The organism is Oryzibacter oryziterrae, from assembly GCF_021864535.1.
GTDB lineage: Bacteria > Pseudomonadota > Alphaproteobacteria > Rhizobiales > Pleomorphomonadaceae > Pleomorphomonas > Pleomorphomonas oryziterrae.
In genome coordinates this window covers 104955-121838 of the sequence record NZ_JAKJIC010000014.1, presented here as the reverse complement: position 1 = coordinate 121838, position 16884 = coordinate 104955, and the positions used below count along the sequence as shown (strand labels likewise).

Here is a 16884-nt window from a genome sequence, read left to right as displayed (position 1 = left end):
GGAAGCGGCCGTGCACGCTGTCGAAGCGGATCAGGTGCGCATTGGTCTCGACCGGGCCGAGATCGTTGATGCCGACGACTTCAATGTCGGTACGGCCGGACTCGATGATGGCGCGCAGAACATTGCGGCCGATACGTCCGAAACCGTTGATGGCGACTTTCACTGCCATGTTTCTTCTCCAATTTGGGGCCGCCTTCCGTCTCATCGGCGGCCCGATCTGTGAATTCGTTTTCAGCTCAGCTTGGCGGTTGCCTTCTCGGCGATATTGGCCGCGGTGATGCCGAACTTCTCGTAGAGCACTTCGATGGGGGCGGAGGCGCCGAACCCGGTCATGCCGACAAAAATGCCGTCGGAGCCGATGATCTCGTCCCAACCCAGGCGCAACGCGGCCTCAACGCCCACCTTGACCTTGGCGTCGCCGAGCACGGCGGCACGATAGGCGTCTGGCTGCTTGCGGAAGGCTTCGAAGCACGGCACCGACACGACGCGAGTCGGATGACCGGCGGCGTCCAGCAACTTCTTCGCATCGAGCGCGATGGCGACTTCCGAACCGGTTGCGAAGATGGATACTTCTGCCTTTCCGGCCGCCGGAGCAAGTTCGTAGGCACCCTTAGCGACGAAGTTCTCCGTCGTCACTTCCTTGCGAACCGCCGGCAGATTCTGACGCGACAGCGCCAGCGTCGTCGGACCCGACTTGTGGGTCAGTGCCAGTTCCCAGGCTTCGGCCGTTTCATAGGCGTCGGCCGGGCGGATCACCAGCATGTTCGGGATGGCGCGCAGGGTCGGGATATGCTCGACCGGCTGATGCGTCGGGCCATCTTCGCCAAGACCGATGGAGTCATGGGTCATGACGTAGACAACGCGCTGATGCATCAGAGCCGACAGGCGCATGGCCGGGCGGCAATAGTCGGTGAACACCAGGAAAGTGCCGCCGTAGGGGATCAGACCGCCGTGCAGGGCGATGCCGTTCATGGCCGCGGCCATGCCGAACTCGCGGATGCCATAGTGGATATAGCTGCCCGAGAAGTCGGCGGCTGTAATCGATTTCTGGCCCTTGGTCTTGGTCAGGTTCGAGCCCGTCAGGTCGGCCGAGCCGCCAGCCATTTCCGGGATCGAGGCGTTGACCACTTCCAGCATCATTTCCGACGACTTGCGCGAGGCAACCTTCGGCAGGTCGGCAACCAGCTTGGCCTTGTAGGCGGCCAGCGCGTCGAAGAAGGTCTGCGGCAGGTCGCCCTTGATGCGGCGATCGAACTCGGCGCGGGTGGCGGCGTCCGTCGCATTGTAGCGGGCGAGCCAGGCTTCGCGGTCCTTGACGGCACGCTTGCCGGCGGCACGCCAGTCGGCGAGGATGTCGGCGGGCACTTCGAAGGGCGCGGCCGTCCAGCCGAGCTTGGCGCGGGCGCCGGCGATTTCCTCGGCACCCAGCGGAGCGCCGTGCACGGCATGGCTGCCGGCCTTGGTGGGCGCGCCGAAGCCGATGGTGGTCTTGGCGGCGATCAGCGTCGGCTTGTCCGACGACTTGGCGCGCTCAAGGGCGGCGAGAATGGCGACCGGGTCATGACCGTCGACGGCGTCGGTGTTCCAGCCGGCAGCGCGGAAGCGCGCGGGGATGTCACCCGATTCCGACACGGAGATCGGACCGTCGATGGAAATGCCGTTGTCGTCCCAGATCACGCAGAGCTTGTTGAGCTTCAGGTGGCCGGCCAGCGAGATCGCCTCGTGGCTGATGCCTTCCATGATGCAGCCGTCGCCGGCGATCGCATAGGTGCGGTGATCGACCAGATCATTGCCGAAGCGGGCATTCATCATGCGCTCGGCGATGGCAAAGCCGACCGACATCGCAAGGCCCTGGCCGAGCGGACCGGTGGTCGTCTCGATGCCCGGCGCATAGCCGTATTCCGGATGGCCGGCGCACTTGGAACCCCACTGGCGGAAGCTCTTCAGGTCGTCGATGGTCATTTCCTCGACGCCGGTGAGATACAGCAGCGAATAGAGCAGCATCGAACCGTGACCAGCCGACAGGATGAAGCGGTCGCGGTCGGGCCAGGCCGGAGTGGTGGCGTCAAACTTCAGCACGTCGCCGTACAGAACGGTGGCGATGTCGGCGCAGCCCATGGGCATGCCGGGGTGACCGGATTTGGCCTTTTCGACGCCGTCCATCGCGAGCGCGCGGATGGCATTGGCCATGTTCTTGTAGCGTTGAGGTGCTGTCATCTTCGATTCCTGACAGGTTCGGGCCGGAATCCGTTGCTTTTGATCGGGCACTGTTATCGCGACTTTCCGGCAACCATCGCGAGCCGTTGGGAGTCTCCTCCAAGAGCGGCAGATCAATAGCAGTGCTTGGAATCCTGTCAATGACATGCGGGGTATTCCGACCGCCCAACAGTACGATTTAATTGGATAACGCCCTGATTTCGGCAAATTGTCCTCGTCCCAGTTGTCACGCCGATTTGAATATGGCAACCAGAGCGAAGATGCGGTTCGTGGCGGACCGGAGAGGCATGTGGCGCGCCCTGCGTTTCGGGCGGTGGAGGTTGTTCATGGCCGGAACGGCGTCATTGGACGCAGCGCTTGCCAAGCTGGATCAGGCGATCGGGCGCCTTGAGCTGGCCGTCGAGCGTCGACTGGCCGGTGAACGCACCATTTCTGGCCTGGAAGACGAACTGTTCCGCCTCGGCGAGGACCGCTCTCGCCTCGCCGGCGACCTGGACGACGCCATGGCGCGCGCCGGTCGCCTGGAAGACGCCAACCGCGAGGTGTCGCGCCGCCTGGTGGCGGCCATGGAGTCCATCCGCACCGTTCTCGACACGCACGGGGGCTGAGGGGCCATGGCACAAGTCACCGTCACCATTGCCGGCAAGACCTATCGCATGGCCTGCGACGACGGCCAGGAAGAGCATCTGTTCGGCCTCGCCCATCGGCTCGATTCGATCATCAACGACATTCGCGGCGTCTTCGGCGAGATCGGCGACCAGCGCCTGACCGTCATGAGCGCCATCACCGTGCTCGACAGCCTCGCCGAAAACGAGCGCCGCATGAAGGGCCTTGAGGCGGAAGTCCGCAGCCTGCGCGAAACCCGCGACAGCCTCCTGGACCGTCAGGCGGAGATCGAAGGCCGCCTCGCCGCACGCGTCGAGCAGGCCGCCGCTCGCATCGAGGTCATTGCCGAACGCATGGTCGAGCCGGGCAATTGAGCCGGCTTGCCTGCTTTCGCGGTTAGCAATTCGTTGCAGTGCAAAATGCCGCAGCGGTCAACCGCCATCCCCGCGCTCCGTCAGGATGGTGGAAGCTGAACTCCACATTGCCTTTGCGATTCAGTCGCTTGCGCGGAGCGCGCCGCTCCGGCCGATCATCTCGCCCTCCGCGAAAGGCGCTGATGCACGCCCTTCAGCATGCAAAAAGCGCAGAACTGCCGCAGCGAGATGCGTATTGCTACATTCGGTACAATTTCATATGAGGCTCTTGTCAAGTTTCCGGAGACCTTCCATGTCCGACGTTGCCGCTTCGTTTTCCCCCGAGATCGTTGCTTCCGAGCCTGCCACCAAGGAAATCAGCGCCGGTCTGATGATCTTCCTGATGCTGGCCCTGTTCGCTGCCGTCGTCGCCGCCGGCTTCGTGTTCGGCTATGCTGCGGTCATCATCTACGCGCTGGGCGCCACCTTCACGGCGCTGACCACCATCGTCATCCTGACGGCCGGCTGGTAAGTCTCCGCTTTCTGCAAGTTCTAGACGGGCGCTTCCGGATCGCGGGGCGCCCGTTTTGCTTTTCCAGACAAGGATTCTCCCTTTTCCCTTCCCTTGCCCCAGGGGAATCCCTATATTGGCCTCGTGGCGTTTCTGCGCTTCTCGTTAGGAAACACATATCCCCGGGGCCTTACTGATCCTTAAGGGAGCTGTCCCCGCCTGAGCTCGTGGGCTCGGGCACACGGCGCCCACCTACATTGTAGGTTTCCCGGGATCAGCATTCCGACGGTCGTTCGTGGACGCCACACATTCTTCTTGCCTTGCCGGGAGGCCGGCCTGTCGTCTGCCCTTCCCCCCTCACATGAAATGGCTGCGCTCAAGGCGCACCTGCGCGCCGAGGCCCTGTCGCGCCGCGATGCCCTGCCCGAGGCCGAGCGCATAGCCGCAAGCGCGGCGATCGCCGAACGCATCCTCGCCCTCGATCTCGCCCCAGGCGCCGTCGTCTCCGCCTTCCTGCCGATCCGCAGCGAAGTCGACCTCCGGCCGACCATCACCGCCCTATCCGCCCGCGGCCACGCGATCGGCCTGCCGATCATGCGCAAGCCCGACCTCGTCTTCCGGGTCTGGACGCCCGGTGCCGATCTTGTGCCGCTCGGCTTCGGCACCTATGGCCCCGGCCCCGAGGCTGCGGAAGTTTTGCCCGATGTGATGCTCGTCCCTCTCTCGGCCTTCGATCGCTCCTGCGGCCGGATTGGTTACGGCAAGGCCTTCTACGACCTCACCATCGCCGGATACCACCAAAATGGCCGCTTTCCGCGCCTGATCGGGGTTGCATTCTCGGTTCAGTCAGTGGAAGAGGTTCCCATCGAGCCCCACGATGTGCGGCTTCACATGGTCATCACCGAGCGGGACGTCGTCAGCCCCGCGTGATACCGGCGTGCCTTGCAAAGGCGCGTGGTATTCTGTTTGCGAGTTTCTCGTTGCACCAGGCAAATGAGAAGCTCGACAAGATCAGCCGTGCGATGAGCCCCTCATCTGCGCGGCGGCACAAGAGGAAAGGTCGGCAATGCGCCTGTTGTTCGTGGGAGATGTGGTCGGCCGTTCCGGGCGCAATGCCATTTCCGACATTCTGCCGGGTCTCATCAAGGACTACCGGCTGGATTTCGTGGTGGTCAACGGCGAGAACGCCGCCGGCGGCTTCGGCATCACCGAGGAGATCTGCCAGGACTTTCTCGACGCTGGCGCCGACGTCGTCACCACGGGCAACCACGCCTGGGACCAGCGTGAAGCCCTCGTCTTCATCGAACGCCAGCCGCGCCTGCTGCGCCCCGCCAACTTCCCCGCCGGCACGCCCGGCCGCGGCGCCACCGTCGCCATCGCGCGCAATGGCGCGCGCGTCCTGGTGATGAACGCCATGGGCCGCGTCTATATGGACGCCCTCGACGATCCCTTTGCCGCCGTCGAGCGTGAACTTGCTGCATGCCCGCTCGGCGAAGTCGCCGACGCCGTCGTCATCGACTTCCACGCCGAGGCCACCTCCGAAAAGCAGGCCATGGGTCATTATGTCGACGGCCGCGCTTCGCTCGTGGTCGGCACCCACACGCACGTCCCCACCGCCGATCACCAGATCCTCAGCGGCGGCACCGCCTATCTTTCCGACGCCGGCATGACCGGCGACTATGACAGCGTGCTCGGCATGGACAAGGAAGAGCCCGTCAACCGCTTCCTGCGCAAGATCCCGACGGCCCGCTTCCAGCCGGCCCTCGGCGAGCCGACGCTCTGCGGCGTCGCCGTCGAAGTGTCCGACCGGACGGGGCTTGCCGAGGCCGTCGGCCCGGTCCGCCTCGGTGGCCGACTGAGCGAAGCGCTGCCGACCTTCTGGTAAGACGAGCACTTTGTGGGACGCGTCCCACTTTCCTCCGCGGCAATGCTGGATTTTTCCCCGGCAAACGCCTATAAGGCGCGCCATTCGAGATTTTGCGCCGAGTTCAGCGGATGGCGCGCATGCCTGCGCCCGTCCCGCTCGGCCTGTTGGAGAGGCACATGGCCGGTCATTCGCAGTTCAAGAATATCATGCACCGCAAGGGTGCGCAGGACGCCAAGCGTTCGAAGGTTTTCGCCAAGCTCGCCCGTGAAATCACCGTGGCGGCCAAGATCGGCGGCGCCGATCCGGCCATGAACGCCCGCCTTCGCCTTGCCATCCTCAACGCCCGCGCCGAGAACCTGCCCAAGGACAACGTCGAGCGTGCGATCAAGAAGGCCGCCGGTGCGGATACGGAGAACTATGACGAGGTCCGTTACGAGGGCTATGGCCCCGGTGGCACCGCCGTCATCGTCGAGGCTCTGACCGACAACCGCAACCGCACTGCCTCGGTCGTTCGCTCGGTCTTCACAAAGGCCGGTGGCGCACTCGGCGAAACCGGTTCGGTCGGCTTCATGTTCGATCGCCTGGGCGAGATCACCTACCCTGCCTCGGCCGGCTCCGCCGACGCCATCCTCGAAGCCGCCATCGAGGCCGGCGCTGACGATTGCGAAAGCGACGAGGAAAGCCACGTCATCACCTGCGCCTTCGAGTCCCTGGGCGAAGTGTCCAAGGCTCTCGAAGCCTCGCTCGGTGCGGCCGCTTCGATCAAGTCGATCTGGAAGCCCAAGACCACGTCGCCGCTCGATCTCGAGAAGGCCCAGAGCCTGATGAAGATGATCGATTTCCTCGAAGACGACGACGACGTGCAGAACGTCTACACCAACATGGAAGTCTCCGACGAAGTCATGGCCAAGCTGTCGGCTGCCTGATCTTCCAAGGAAATGCCAGTTTGGGGCGGCGGCCGGGACACCGGCAGCCGCCCTTTGTGTTCCGGGCATCCGTAACATTTCAAAATATTTTTTGATGCCTCATTAACCATATTGCTGGCTAAACCTGCCACAATCTCGGGCTTAAAAGCCCACCAACGACACTTTCACACAACGGACAGACCTATGGCTCGCAAGTTCTTCGGCACCGACGGCATCCGCGGCACCGCCAATGCTTGGCCGATCACCCCGGACGTGGCCCTCAAGGTGGGCATGGCCGCCGGCCTCGCCTTCCGCCGCGGCAACCATCGCCATCGGGTAGTCATTGGCAAGGACACGCGCCTGTCCGGCTACATGATCGAACCGGCCCTCACCGCCGGCTTCACCGCCGTGGGTGTCGACGTGTTCCTGACCGGGCCGGTGCCGACGCCCGCTGTTGCCATGCTGACCCGCTCCCTGCGCGCCGATCTTGGCGTGATGATCTCGGCTTCGCACAATCCCTTTGCCGACAACGGCATCAAGCTGTTCGGTCCCGACGGCTACAAGCTCAGCGACGAGGTCGAGCTCGAAATCGAAACCATGCTGGAGAGCGACCTCTCCGGTCGACTCGCCGCCCCCGCCGACCTCGGCCGCGCCAAGCGCGTCGACGGCGAACGCGCCCGCTATGTGGAATTCGCCAAGCGTACGGTCACGCGCAACTTCGGCTTCGAGGGCCTGAGGGTCGTCGTCGATTGCGCCAACGGTGCCGCCTACAAGGTGGCTCCCGAAGTGCTGTGGGAGCTGGGCGCCGAAGTGATCACGCTCGGCGTCGAGCCCAACGGCCTCAACATCAACCACGACTGCGGCTCCACCAGCCTTGCTGCCGTCATCGACAAGGTGCGCGAGACCCGCGCCGACATCGGCATTGCCCTCGATGGCGACGCCGACCGTGTCATCCTGATCGACGAGAAGGGCAATGTCGTCGATGGCGATCAGCTGATGGCCGTCGTCGCCGCCTCCTTTGCCGAGGATGGTCGCCTGTCGAAGCCCGGCATCGTCGCGACCGTCATGTCCAATCTGGGCCTCGAGCGCTACCTCGGTAGCCTCGGCCTTGAGCTGATTCGCACAAAGGTCGGTGACCGCTACGTGGTCGAGGCCATGCGTTCCGGTGGCTACAATGTCGGCGGCGAGCAGTCCGGCCACATCGTGCTCAGCGACTACGCCACCACCGGCGACGGCCTGGTCGCCGCCCTGCAGGTGCTCTCGGTCGTCAAGCGGCTCGGCCGCCCGGTCAGCGAGATCTGCCACCGCTTCGATCCGGTGCCGCAGATCCTCCGCAACGTGCGCTTTGCCGGCGGCAAGCCCCTGGAAATGGACGAGGTGCGCGCTGCCATCGACAGCGCCACCGCCCGCCTCGGCACCGCTGGCCGCATTCTTGTCCGCCCCTCCGGCACCGAGCCGCTGATCCGCGTCATGGGCGAAGGCGACAACGCCGACCTGGTCAAGGAGGTTGTTGGCGATATCGTCTCCGCAATCTCCCGCGTTGCGGCCTGACGACATCGTCTTCTGGCCATTAGCCTTACTTCGGAAGCCCTGCGCATGGCACAATGCGCAGGGCTTTGTTTTTTCAGCTCATTTCACGGATGAAGATTCCGATGCTGCATGTCACGGTTAATATACGTGGTTAAGCGGCGATTAACTCTCCTGCCCTATTGTGAATCCCGAAGCGTTGTTGAGCGTGCGTGCCTGCTTTGTCCGCGGCCGCACGCATCCAGAAGGGATGACACCATGCGCACGAATTTCCGGATTGCCTGCCTCGCCGGGCTTTCCTTCCTCGGAATTTCGGCCGGCACATTCGCTGTGCATGCGGCCGACATGCCCTACGATCCGCCGGTCATCGAAGCCCCCGAACCCATGCCGCTGACGTCCACCGGCGGCTGGTACCTGCGCGGCGACATCGGCTACAAGTATTACAATGCCCCCAAGGCTTCGATTTCGAACCCGCAATTCGGCAATGACACCTTCGTCGGCCACACGGCCATGTGGGATGAAGGCCTTCGCGGCGCCTTCGACGTCGGCATTGGTGCCGGTTACCAGTTCAACGACTATCTCCGCGCCGACGTGACGCTCGACTATGAGACACCAGCCAAGTTCGACGGCAATCTCTACTGCCCAGGCGGCTGCCCAGACGGTGCCCCCAACGGTTCCAATAACTTGGGCTACTCGATCGAATCGGCCAAGATCACCTCGTGGTCAGCCCTCGCCAACGTCTATGCCGACCTCGCCCACATGAACGGCTTTACGCCCTACATCGGTGCCGGTGCGGGTATCTCTTACCTGGAAACCTCCGGCATCCAGTCCGACTCCAATCCGGGAGTCAAGTATCCCGGCGCCGGCAAGACGAACTTCGCCTGGGCGCTCATGGCCGGCGTGTCCTACGCCCTGACCGACCAGCTCTCGCTGGATCTCGGCTATCGTTATCTCAACCTCGGCGACGCGCAGTCGGGCGTGATCGAAGACGGCGTCACTGACAATCCCCATTCCGCCCGTCTGAAGTACGACAACATCGACGCCCACGAAGTCCGTCTCGGCGTGCGCTACACCATCAAGTGACGACCACTGCGACATGGGCGACGAAACCGTGTCCTGACCGTTGCATTCACGCCCTGTTTTAGACCAAAGGCGAGACCTCCGGGCCTCGCCTTTTTGCTTTTTCCAGCTTGACGGTGATCGGCGAAATCTATAGTCACGACGGCGGGACACCCCTCCCCACCGGGGGGCACCTATCTGAAAGGATAGTTACATGACTGCGACTGTTGCCGCTCCGGCCGTGAAGCCGGTTACTGCACATTTCTCCTCCGGCCCCTGCGCCAAGCGCCCAGGTTGGACCGTCGAGGCCCTCAAGGGAGCGGCAGTCGGTCGTTCCCATCGCGCGAAGATCGGCAAGACCAAGCTCTCGGATGCGATTGAGCTGACGCGCAAGATCCTCGAAATTCCCGCCAATTACCGCATCGGCATCGTTCCGGCTTCCGACACCGGCGCCGTCGAGATGGCCCTTTGGTCGCTGCTCGGTCAGCGCCCGGTCGACATGCTGGCCTGGGAGTCCTTCGGCTCCGGCTGGGTTACCGACGTCGTCAAGCAGCTGAAGCTGAAGGACGCCCGCGTCATCGAAGCCGGCTACGGCAAGATCGCCGACCTGTCTCAGGTCAACTTCGACCATGACGTCGTCTTCACCTGGAACGGCACCACCTCTGGCGTCCGCGTCCCCAACGGCAACTTCATCCCCGCCGACCGCGAAGGCCTTACCATCTGCGACGCGACTTCGGCCGCCTTCGCTCAGGAACTGGCCTGGGACAAGCTCGACGTTGTCACCTTCTCCTGGCAGAAGGTCCTCGGCGGTGAAGCCGCTCATGGCATGCTGATCCTCAGCCCGCGCGCCGTCGACCGTCTCGAGCATTACAAGCCGGCCTGGCCGCTGCCCAAGATATTCCGCCTCACCTCCGGCGGCAAGCTGATCGAAGGCATCTTCAAGGGCGAGACCATCAACACCCCGTCGATGATCGCCGTCGAAGACTATCTCGACGCCCTCAACTGGGCTGGCACCGTCGGTGGCCTCAAGGGCCTGATCGCCCGCGCCGATGCCAACACCAAGGTGCTCGCCGACTGGGTCGAGAAGACCGACTATGTCGACTTCCTCGCCAAGGACCCGGCTACCCGTTCCAACACCTCGGTCTGCCTCACCTTCACCCATCCGAAGGTGGCCGCCCTTGATGACGCCGGACAGCAGGCTTTCGTCAAGGCCTTGACCGCGCTTCTGGAAAAGGAAGGCGTCGCCTTCGACATCGCCTCCTATCGCGATGCCCCTCCGGGCCTGCGCATCTGGTGCGGCGCCACGGTCGAAGCGGCCGATCTCAAGGCGCTGACGCCCTGGATCGATTGGGCTTTCGCCAAGGTTCTCGACGACCTGTCGGCCTGATCTTCTGAATTTTCACGTCCTCGGGAGAGACGCCGCCGTGCCTCTCCCCTCCCTCCCCGCCTGCGGGGCAGGGCGTGCCTGTTCCAAGACGACATCACCCACTTACCGACGCCAGCCTCCTGATCTCGCCCGCCTCATGACGGGGCGGCAATCAGCGCGGCAAGCGACGTCACACAGCCTATCCTACGCCCCAGGAGACCCACCATGGCCCCGCGTGTTCTCATTTCCGACCAGCTTTCCCCCACCGCCGTGCAGATCTTCAAGGATCGCGGCGTCGAAGTCGACTATCAGCCGAGTCTGGGCAAGGACAAGGACAAGCTCCTTGAAATCATTGGAAATTATGACGGCCTCGCCATCCGCTCGGCCACCAAGGCCACCGAGAAGCTGCTCGCCGCCGCCACCAATCTCAAGGTGATCGGCCGCGCCGGCATCGGCGTCGACAATGTGGACGTGCCCGCCGCCACCGCTCGCGGCATCATCGTGATGAACACGCCCTTCGGCAACTCCATCACCACCGCCGAGCATGCCATCGCCATGATGTTCGCGCTGGCCCGCGAGCTGCCGGAAGCCAATGCCTCCACGCATGCCGGCAAGTGGGAGAAGAACCGCTTCATGGGCGTCGAGCTCACCTCCAAGGTGCTCGGTGTCATCGGCTGCGGCAACATCGGCTCCATCGTCGCGGACCGCGCCGTCGGCCTGAAGATGCGCGTCATCGCTTATGACCCCTTCCTGTCGCCCGAGCGCGCCGTCGAGATCGGCGTCGAAAAGGTCGAGCTGGACGATCTCTTCCGTCGCGCCGATTTCATCACGCTGCACGTGCCGCTCACTGAAAAGACGCGCAATATCATCGACATCTCCGCCATCCTGAAGATGAAGAAGGGTGTGCGCATCATCAACTGCGCCCGCGGCGGTCTGATCGTCGAGGCCGACCTCAAGGCAGCCCTCGATTCGGGCCACGTGGCCGGCGCCGCCCTCGACGTGTTCGAGACCGAGCCCGCCACCGAGCACCCGCTGTTCGGCCATCCCAAGGTGGTCTGCACCCCGCATCTCGGCGCCTCCACCACGGAAGCCCAGGAAAACGTCGCCCTGCAGGTGGCCGAGCAGATGTCGGACTATCTGATGAAGGGCGCCGTCTCCAACGCGCTCAACATGCCTTCCATCAGCGCCGAGGAAGCCCCGCGCCTCACCCCCTTCGTCAAGCTCGCCGAGCTGCTCGGCTCCTTCGCCGGCCAGCTGACCGACACCGACCTCAAGGGTGTGCGCATCGAATATGAAGGCGAAGTCGCCTCCATGAACACCCGCGCGCTCACCGCCGCCGCGCTCACCGGCGTGCTCCGCCCGCTGCTGCAGTCGGTCAACATGGTGTCGGCCCCGATCATGGCCAAGGAACGCGGTCTGCACGTTTCCGAAGTGCGCAATGAGGAAGCCGAGAACTACGAGAGCCTCGTCCGTCTCGTCGTCATCACCGACAAGCAGGAGCGCTCGATCGCCGGCACCGTCTTCGCCGATGGTCACCCGCGCATCGTCGAGATCAAGGGCATCAAGATGGATGCCGAGTTCGCCCCGAACATGATCTACGTGACCAACGAGGACAAGCCGGGCTTCATCGGCAAGTTCGCCAGCCTCCTGGGCGACGCCGGCGTCAATATCGCCACCTTCGCCCTCGGCCGTCTCGAGCAGGGTTCGGATGCCATCTGCCTCGTCGAGGTCGACGGCCCCGTGCCGGCCACGGTGCTTGATGCCATCACCAAGATCCCTGCGGTGCGCCAGGCCAAGGCCCTGCAGTTCTGAAATCCTTGACCCCAAAGGATGACCTTGACGGCGCGTTCTCGGACGCGCCGTTTCTTTATGGGCAAAACAGCTATCGCTTCGAGCGCTCTGCCCAGACGATTCCGCCCATCACCAGCGCCAAGGCCACCGCGTGGAAGGCGTGAAAATCCTCGCGCAAGATCACCACAGCCATGATGGAGGCGAACACCGGGATCAGGTTGATGAACACGCCCGCACGCCCCGGCCCCACCAGCTCCACGCCACGCATGAAGAAGATCTGGCTGACCACCGAGGGAAACACGGCGCAATAGGCGACCAGCCCCCAGCCCGTCAGTGTCGGCCACTCGAACTGACCATAGGCGATTTCACCGGCGAGAAAGGGCAGCGACGTCAGGAAGGCAGCCACCGCCAAACCGCTGAAAAAGCTGAGCCCGCCCACCTTCGGCCGGCGCGGCAGCAGCACGGTGTAGATTGCATAGACGACGCAGGCCCCGAGCATCAGCAGATCGCCGAGGTTGAAGCTCAGCGTGGCGATGGTCGCAAGATCTCCCTTGATGGCGATGACCGCGACGCCGAGCAAGGTCGCCGTCATTCCCAGCACCTGCCCGACACGGGCCCGACTGCCAGCCATTAGATAGGCGAAGACGAACACCAGCCCGGGCAGCGCTCCCTGGATGATGCCGATGTTCACCGCCGACGTGAAATGGGCCGCCACATAGTAGAAGGCATTGAAGAAGGTGAAGCCGAGTGCGCCCATCAGCAGGATATAGCCGGCATGCGCCTTCAGCACCGCCGCGTCGCGGCGAAGGCTTTGCCGGGCAAACAGCCCGAGCAGCACCAGCACGCCCCCCCAGCGGAAGGTGGTCAGCGCCATGGGCGATACCTGCCCGAGCGCCAGCCGGCTGGCGATCACATTGCCCGCCCAGAACAGCGTCGACAGGCTGAGGAGAACATAAGGTTGGGCGTAGAAGCGCGCCCAGAGGCTCGATTTCGGCACGAAACAACTCCACGAAGAGCCCCTGCCCTAACACGAAGGCTCCCTTTGCCGCGATCAAAATTCACCAGGCACCGCCCGTTCTCTGCCCCGCGCCCGGCACCGGCCAGCTGCCTTGCAGCCCCTGCATGGCCCTGTCGCAAATTTGCGTTGAAAATCAATCAAGGTTCTTGCGGGGAAATTTGCCTGCAAAGCTTGGATTGCCCGGCGCGGGGCGATATAGTCCGGCAAGCCCCGGTGCAACCCGCATCGGGGCTTTCCGTGTGTCGGCATCCTCGCAAGAGGCCGTCGCCGGGAATGGGTCGGAAAGCAAGCAACAGGACCTGACGTCGATGGCAAACGTGGTAGTGGTCGGCTCCCAGTGGGGCGATGAGGGCAAGGGCAAGATCGTCGATTGGCTTTCGGAGCGTGCCGACGTGATTGTGCGCTTCCAGGGCGGCCACAATGCCGGCCATACGCTGGTGATCGATGGCGTCTCCTACAAGCTGTCGCTGCTTCCCTCCGGCGTCGTGCGCCCCGGCAAGCTGTCGGTGATCGGCAACGGCGTCGTTGTTGACCCGCGTGCCTTCGTCAAGGAAGTCACCAAGATCCGCGAACAGGGCATCGAGATCAGCCCCGTCAATCTGCGCATCGCCGAGAATGCCAGCCTCATCCTGTCGCTGCATCAGGAACTCGACGAGCTGCGCGAGAACAACGCCGCTGCCGGCACCAAGATCGGCACCACCAAGCGCGGCATTGGCCCTGCCTACGAGGACAAGGTCGGCCGTCGGGCGATCCGCCTGATGGACCTGGCCAATCCCGCCACGCTGATGAACCGCATCGAGCGCCTGCTCGCCCATCACAATCCGCTGCGCCGTGGCCTCGGCCAGCCGGAAATCGCGCCGCAGACCATCTATGACGAAGTCATGGGCGTCGCCGATTTCATCCTGCCCTACATGGACGTCAGCTGGCGTCTGCTGGACGAGAAGCGCCGCGCCGGCGCCCGCATCCTGTTCGAGGGCGCGCAGGGCGTGCTGCTCGACAACGACCACGGCACCTATCCTTACGTCACCTCCTCGCACACCCACGCCGGACAGGCCGCTGCCGGCTCCGGCATGGGCCCGGGCGCTCTCAACTACGTGCTCGGCATCACCAAGGCCTATACCACCCGCGTCGGTGAAGGCCCCTTCCCCACCGAGCTCTTCGATGAGGTCGGCGACTTCCTCGGCACCCGTGGCCATGAGTTCGGCACCGTCACCGGCCGCAAGCGCCGCTGTGGCTGGTTCGACGCCGTACTGGTACGCCAGACGGTGAAGACCACCGGCATTAACGGCATCGCGCTCACCAAGCTCGACGTGCTCGACGGCCTCGACGAGATCAAGGTCTGCGTCGGCTACGAGCTCGACGGCAAGGTCATCGACTATCTGCCCGCCAGCCAGGACGCCCAGGCCAAGGTCAAGCCGATCTATGAAAGCCTCGAAGGCTGGAAGGACTCCACCGCCGGGGCCCGCTCCTGGGCCGATCTGCCTGCCCAGGCCGTGAAATATGTGCGTTACGTCGAGGAACTGATCGGCGCACCCGTCGCCATGCTCTCGACGAGCCCGGATCGGCTCGATACCATCCTTGTCCAGGATCCTTTTGAGGATTAAGACCTGATTCGTAGGACCATTGACGGGCTTTGCCGTGTCTTTGCCCGTTTGTGGTCCTACTCTCGGGTGTGAGTGTGCCTGTTTGCCCCTGCGGCAAGCGCGCTGGCACACCCGGAACAATCAGGCAGGACGCACCGGATGCTTTCAAGCGACAGCCGGTGTGCAGAGGTTGAAGGCGAGAGAAGCGGTTCATGGCCGATTACTATCCCGTATTGAAGCGTGCGATCTCTTCGCTGCCGTCCGGCGCAGGCGACGCGCGCCGTGCGGTCTATGAAAAGGCCCGGGCTGCGCTGGTCCGGCAGCTCAATTCCTACAATCCGCCCCTATCGCCTGCCGAAATCAGCGACCAGCGCATGGCGCTGGAAGAGTGCATCCGCAGGGTGGAGGCAGAGAACGCCGAGGCTGCGTTTGGCCTTGCGCCAGAACCTGTCCCGGCTCCAGTCGCGCAAGCCCCTCTGCCGCCGCCCGAACCGGCTCCCATGCCGGCACATCAGCCCTTGCCGACGTCGCAGTCGTCAGCGCCGCGTCCTCCCGTCGAGGTGAAGGTCGCAACGCCGCCATTGCCGACGCGCGCCGCGCCCACGGAAGCGCCACGCCCGGCGTCTGCCCGGGTTGCCGAGGACATGACCGACGCCAAGGTCGGTGCCGGCCTCAGCGCGCTCACCAAGACCTTGCGTCAGGCCGATACGCTCGGCGAGGCATCCGCCCAGGCGGTACGCAGCGCCCGCCAGGCCATCGAGGAAGACGTCGAGCCTTTGCCGTCACCGGTCAAGGTCGAACCTGAGTTTGCCGAGGCACCACGGCCCGCCCCCCGCGCGCCGGCCCGTGAACCCGTCATCCCCAAGAGGCAAGAGCCGCGTCCGCGCCAGCCCGCCGCCGCTCACGATGTCAGCATCGATCAGCCGGCCCCCAGCATATCGTCCCGCGACTCGGCCGGCCCGGCAATGCCTTGGCCGATCGAGGACCAGGCCCCCGCGCGCCGCTTCCGCCTGATTCTGGCCGCCGCTGTCGTAGTCGGTCTCGCCGCCATCGGCGCCGGCGCCTATATCTTCAAGGACAGCCTGTCGCAGCTCGTGGCCAGCACCGACACCCCGACCGAACAGGCCACGACGGATACGACACAGCCCGACAGCGGCGAGCCAAAGATCCTCGACCGCCTGCCGATCGAAGGCGGCGACGCCAATCCGGTCGCGCCGGATGCGCATGAGGTTCAGACGGTCGCAGTGGCGCCGCCGACAACAGTTGACCCGGACCTGCCGCCGCCGCCCGCAGGCGGACAGGCCGCAGCACCCGTTGCACCGGCACCCGCAGCAGTCACGCCGGCTCCGACAGCAGTCACCACGGCGCCCAGCCTGACGCAGACGGCGCCCGATGCCACGGCGCTTGCGCCACAGCCGGCCACGGAGACACCCGCGCCGGTCGCCAGCACCGAACCGCCACCGGCGACCGCCGCCGAACCGGCCCCTGCCGTGCCCGCACCGGCCACCGCCGACGCCAGCCAGGGCATTCAGGTGGCTCAGAAGGCCATACTCTATGAAGAGCCCATCCCCGGCTCGCCCGGCTCCAAGCTGGACGGTCAGGTGGTGTGGAGCCTCGTCAACGAGCCGCCGCTGCCAGGCGAAAAGCCCGTCACGCAGATCCGCGCCCAGATCGAGGTGCCCGATCTCAAGTTGAAGCTGAAGCTGTCGATCCACAAGAACGACGATCAGGCCCTGCCGGCCAGCCATATCGTCGAGCTGAACTTCGACATTCCCACGTCCTTCCCCGGACGCAGCATCGACATGACCCCCGGCATGATCGCCAAGCAGACCGAAGACGCGCGCGGCGATCCGGTCATCGGCGCCGTCGCCAAGGTCTCCGACAACATCTACTGGCTCGCTCTCTCGGGCCTCGATCAGGACATCAGCCGCAACGTCGCGCTGATGAAGGATCGCGAATGGATCGACATTCCGATCCGCTACGGCAACCGCCGCCGTGCCATCCTCACCTTCGAGAAGGGCACGCCGGGCGACAAGGTCTTCGCCGACGCCTTCAAGGCCTGGGGACAGTGACATTCCCGG

At 64.4% G+C, this 16884-nt stretch carries 15 protein-coding genes and 1 other RNA gene; 13 read left to right on the top strand and 3 right to left on the bottom strand.

What is annotated here, in order from left to right; genetic code table 11:
* Both L2I41_RS15585 and tkt read right to left on the bottom strand, forming a co-directional pair.
* Positions 1 to 169: glyceraldehyde 3-phosphate dehydrogenase NAD-binding domain-containing protein (locus L2I41_RS15585; protein ID WP_237151916.1), on the bottom strand; the 169-nt coding region annotated here is incomplete at its 3' end.
* Between the two features lie 62 nt (positions 170 to 231).
* The gene (gene tkt / locus L2I41_RS15580; protein ID WP_237154494.1) at positions 232 to 2217 is read right to left on the bottom strand and encodes a transketolase; all 1986 of its coding nucleotides are present in this window, start codon (positions 2215 to 2217) and stop codon (positions 232 to 234) included.
* A 326-nt stretch (positions 2218 to 2543) separates the two neighbouring features.
* Between tkt and L2I41_RS15575 the strand changes: the two genes are divergently transcribed.
* The 11 genes from L2I41_RS15575 (at position 2544) to serA (ending at position 12223) form a co-directional block, all read left to right on the top strand.
* Entirely contained in the window at positions 2544 to 2825 is a 282-nt protein-coding gene (locus L2I41_RS15575; protein ID WP_237154493.1) for a DUF4164 domain-containing protein, read from the top strand.
* A 6-nt stretch (positions 2826 to 2831) separates the two neighbouring features.
* Positions 2832 to 3197, top strand: coding sequence for a cell division protein ZapA (locus L2I41_RS15570; RefSeq protein WP_237154492.1), 366 nt, complete (start codon positions 2832 to 2834; stop codon positions 3195 to 3197).
* Between the two features lie 292 nt (positions 3198 to 3489).
* Entirely contained in the window at positions 3490 to 3708 is a 219-nt protein-coding gene (locus L2I41_RS15565) for a hypothetical protein (RefSeq protein ID WP_237154490.1), read from the top strand.
* Positions 3709 to 3834: 126 nt separating this feature from the next.
* Positions 3835 to 3993, top strand: a non-coding RNA gene (ssrS, locus tag L2I41_RS15560) — 6S RNA.
* Positions 3994 to 4053: 60 nt separating this feature from the next.
* Positions 4054 to 4617 (top strand): 5-formyltetrahydrofolate cyclo-ligase, encoded by a 564-nt coding sequence (locus L2I41_RS15555; RefSeq protein WP_237154489.1) that lies wholly within the window; start codon positions 4054 to 4056, stop codon positions 4615 to 4617.
* A 136-nt stretch (positions 4618 to 4753) separates the two neighbouring features.
* Positions 4754 to 5572: a TIGR00282 family metallophosphoesterase gene (locus L2I41_RS15550; protein WP_237154488.1), complete on the top strand. Its 819-nt coding sequence runs from the start codon at positions 4754 to 4756 to the stop codon at positions 5570 to 5572.
* A gap of 158 nt (positions 5573 to 5730) precedes the next feature.
* The gene (locus L2I41_RS15545) at positions 5731 to 6480 is read left to right on the top strand and encodes a YebC/PmpR family DNA-binding transcriptional regulator (RefSeq protein ID WP_237154500.1); all 750 of its coding nucleotides are present in this window, start codon (positions 5731 to 5733) and stop codon (positions 6478 to 6480) included.
* A gap of 183 nt (positions 6481 to 6663) precedes the next feature.
* Positions 6664 to 8010 carry a phosphoglucosamine mutase gene (gene glmM / locus L2I41_RS15540; protein WP_237154487.1) on the top strand — a complete coding sequence of 449 codons (1347 nt, stop codon included), beginning with the start codon at positions 6664 to 6666 and terminating at the stop codon, positions 8008 to 8010.
* A gap of 234 nt (positions 8011 to 8244) precedes the next feature.
* Positions 8245 to 9069, top strand: a complete 825-nt coding sequence (locus L2I41_RS15535; RefSeq protein ID WP_237154486.1) for an outer membrane protein — start codon at positions 8245 to 8247, stop codon at positions 9067 to 9069.
* A gap of 190 nt (positions 9070 to 9259) precedes the next feature.
* Entirely contained in the window at positions 9260 to 10432 is a 1173-nt protein-coding gene (locus L2I41_RS15530) for a phosphoserine transaminase (protein WP_237154485.1), read from the top strand.
* A gap of 204 nt (positions 10433 to 10636) precedes the next feature.
* Positions 10637 to 12223, top strand: a complete 1587-nt coding sequence (serA, locus tag L2I41_RS15525) for a phosphoglycerate dehydrogenase (RefSeq protein WP_237154484.1) — start codon at positions 10637 to 10639, stop codon at positions 12221 to 12223.
* A 70-nt stretch (positions 12224 to 12293) separates the two neighbouring features.
* Here serA and L2I41_RS15520 read toward each other — a convergent pair whose 3' ends face one another.
* The gene (locus L2I41_RS15520) at positions 12294 to 13199 is read right to left on the bottom strand and encodes a DMT family transporter (protein ID WP_237154483.1); all 906 of its coding nucleotides are present in this window, start codon (positions 13197 to 13199) and stop codon (positions 12294 to 12296) included.
* 329 nt (positions 13200 to 13528) lie between these two features.
* Here L2I41_RS15520 and L2I41_RS15515 point away from each other — a divergent pair, with 329 nt between their 5' ends.
* Entirely contained in the window at positions 13529 to 14824 is a 1296-nt protein-coding gene (locus tag L2I41_RS15515; protein ID WP_237154482.1) for an adenylosuccinate synthase, read from the top strand.
* A gap of 191 nt (positions 14825 to 15015) precedes the next feature.
* A complete protein-coding gene (locus L2I41_RS21555) occupies positions 15016 to 16875 on the top strand; it encodes a hypothetical protein (protein WP_304610561.1) in 1860 nt (619 codons plus the stop codon).
* Positions 16876 to 16884 lie beyond the last annotated feature (9 nt).

Excerpts from the sequence above, each read along its gene's own strand:
- tkt (WP_237154494.1), bottom strand. The coding sequence starts at position 2,217 with ATGACAGCACCTCAACGCTACAAGAACATGGCCAATGCCATCCGCGCG.
- L2I41_RS15575 (WP_237154493.1), top strand. The coding sequence starts at position 2,544 with ATGGCCGGAACGGCGTCATTGGACGCAGCGCTTGCCAAGCTGGATCAG.
- L2I41_RS15570 (WP_237154492.1), top strand. The coding sequence starts at position 2,832 with ATGGCACAAGTCACCGTCACCATTGCCGGCAAGACCTATCGCATGGCC.
- L2I41_RS15565 (WP_237154490.1), top strand. The coding sequence starts at position 3,490 with ATGTCCGACGTTGCCGCTTCGTTTTCCCCCGAGATCGTTGCTTCCGAG.
- L2I41_RS15555 (WP_237154489.1), top strand. The coding sequence starts at position 4,054 with ATGGCTGCGCTCAAGGCGCACCTGCGCGCCGAGGCCCTGTCGCGCCGC.
- L2I41_RS15550 (WP_237154488.1), top strand. The coding sequence starts at position 4,754 with ATGCGCCTGTTGTTCGTGGGAGATGTGGTCGGCCGTTCCGGGCGCAAT.
- L2I41_RS15545 (WP_237154500.1), top strand. The coding sequence starts at position 5,731 with ATGGCCGGTCATTCGCAGTTCAAGAATATCATGCACCGCAAGGGTGCG.
- glmM (WP_237154487.1), top strand. The coding sequence starts at position 6,664 with ATGGCTCGCAAGTTCTTCGGCACCGACGGCATCCGCGGCACCGCCAAT.
- L2I41_RS15535 (WP_237154486.1), top strand. The coding sequence starts at position 8,245 with ATGCGCACGAATTTCCGGATTGCCTGCCTCGCCGGGCTTTCCTTCCTC.
- L2I41_RS15530 (WP_237154485.1), top strand. The coding sequence starts at position 9,260 with ATGACTGCGACTGTTGCCGCTCCGGCCGTGAAGCCGGTTACTGCACAT.
- serA (WP_237154484.1), top strand. The coding sequence starts at position 10,637 with ATGGCCCCGCGTGTTCTCATTTCCGACCAGCTTTCCCCCACCGCCGTG.
- L2I41_RS15515 (WP_237154482.1), top strand. The coding sequence starts at position 13,529 with ATGGCAAACGTGGTAGTGGTCGGCTCCCAGTGGGGCGATGAGGGCAAG.
- L2I41_RS21555 (WP_304610561.1), top strand. The coding sequence starts at position 15,016 with ATGGCCGATTACTATCCCGTATTGAAGCGTGCGATCTCTTCGCTGCCG.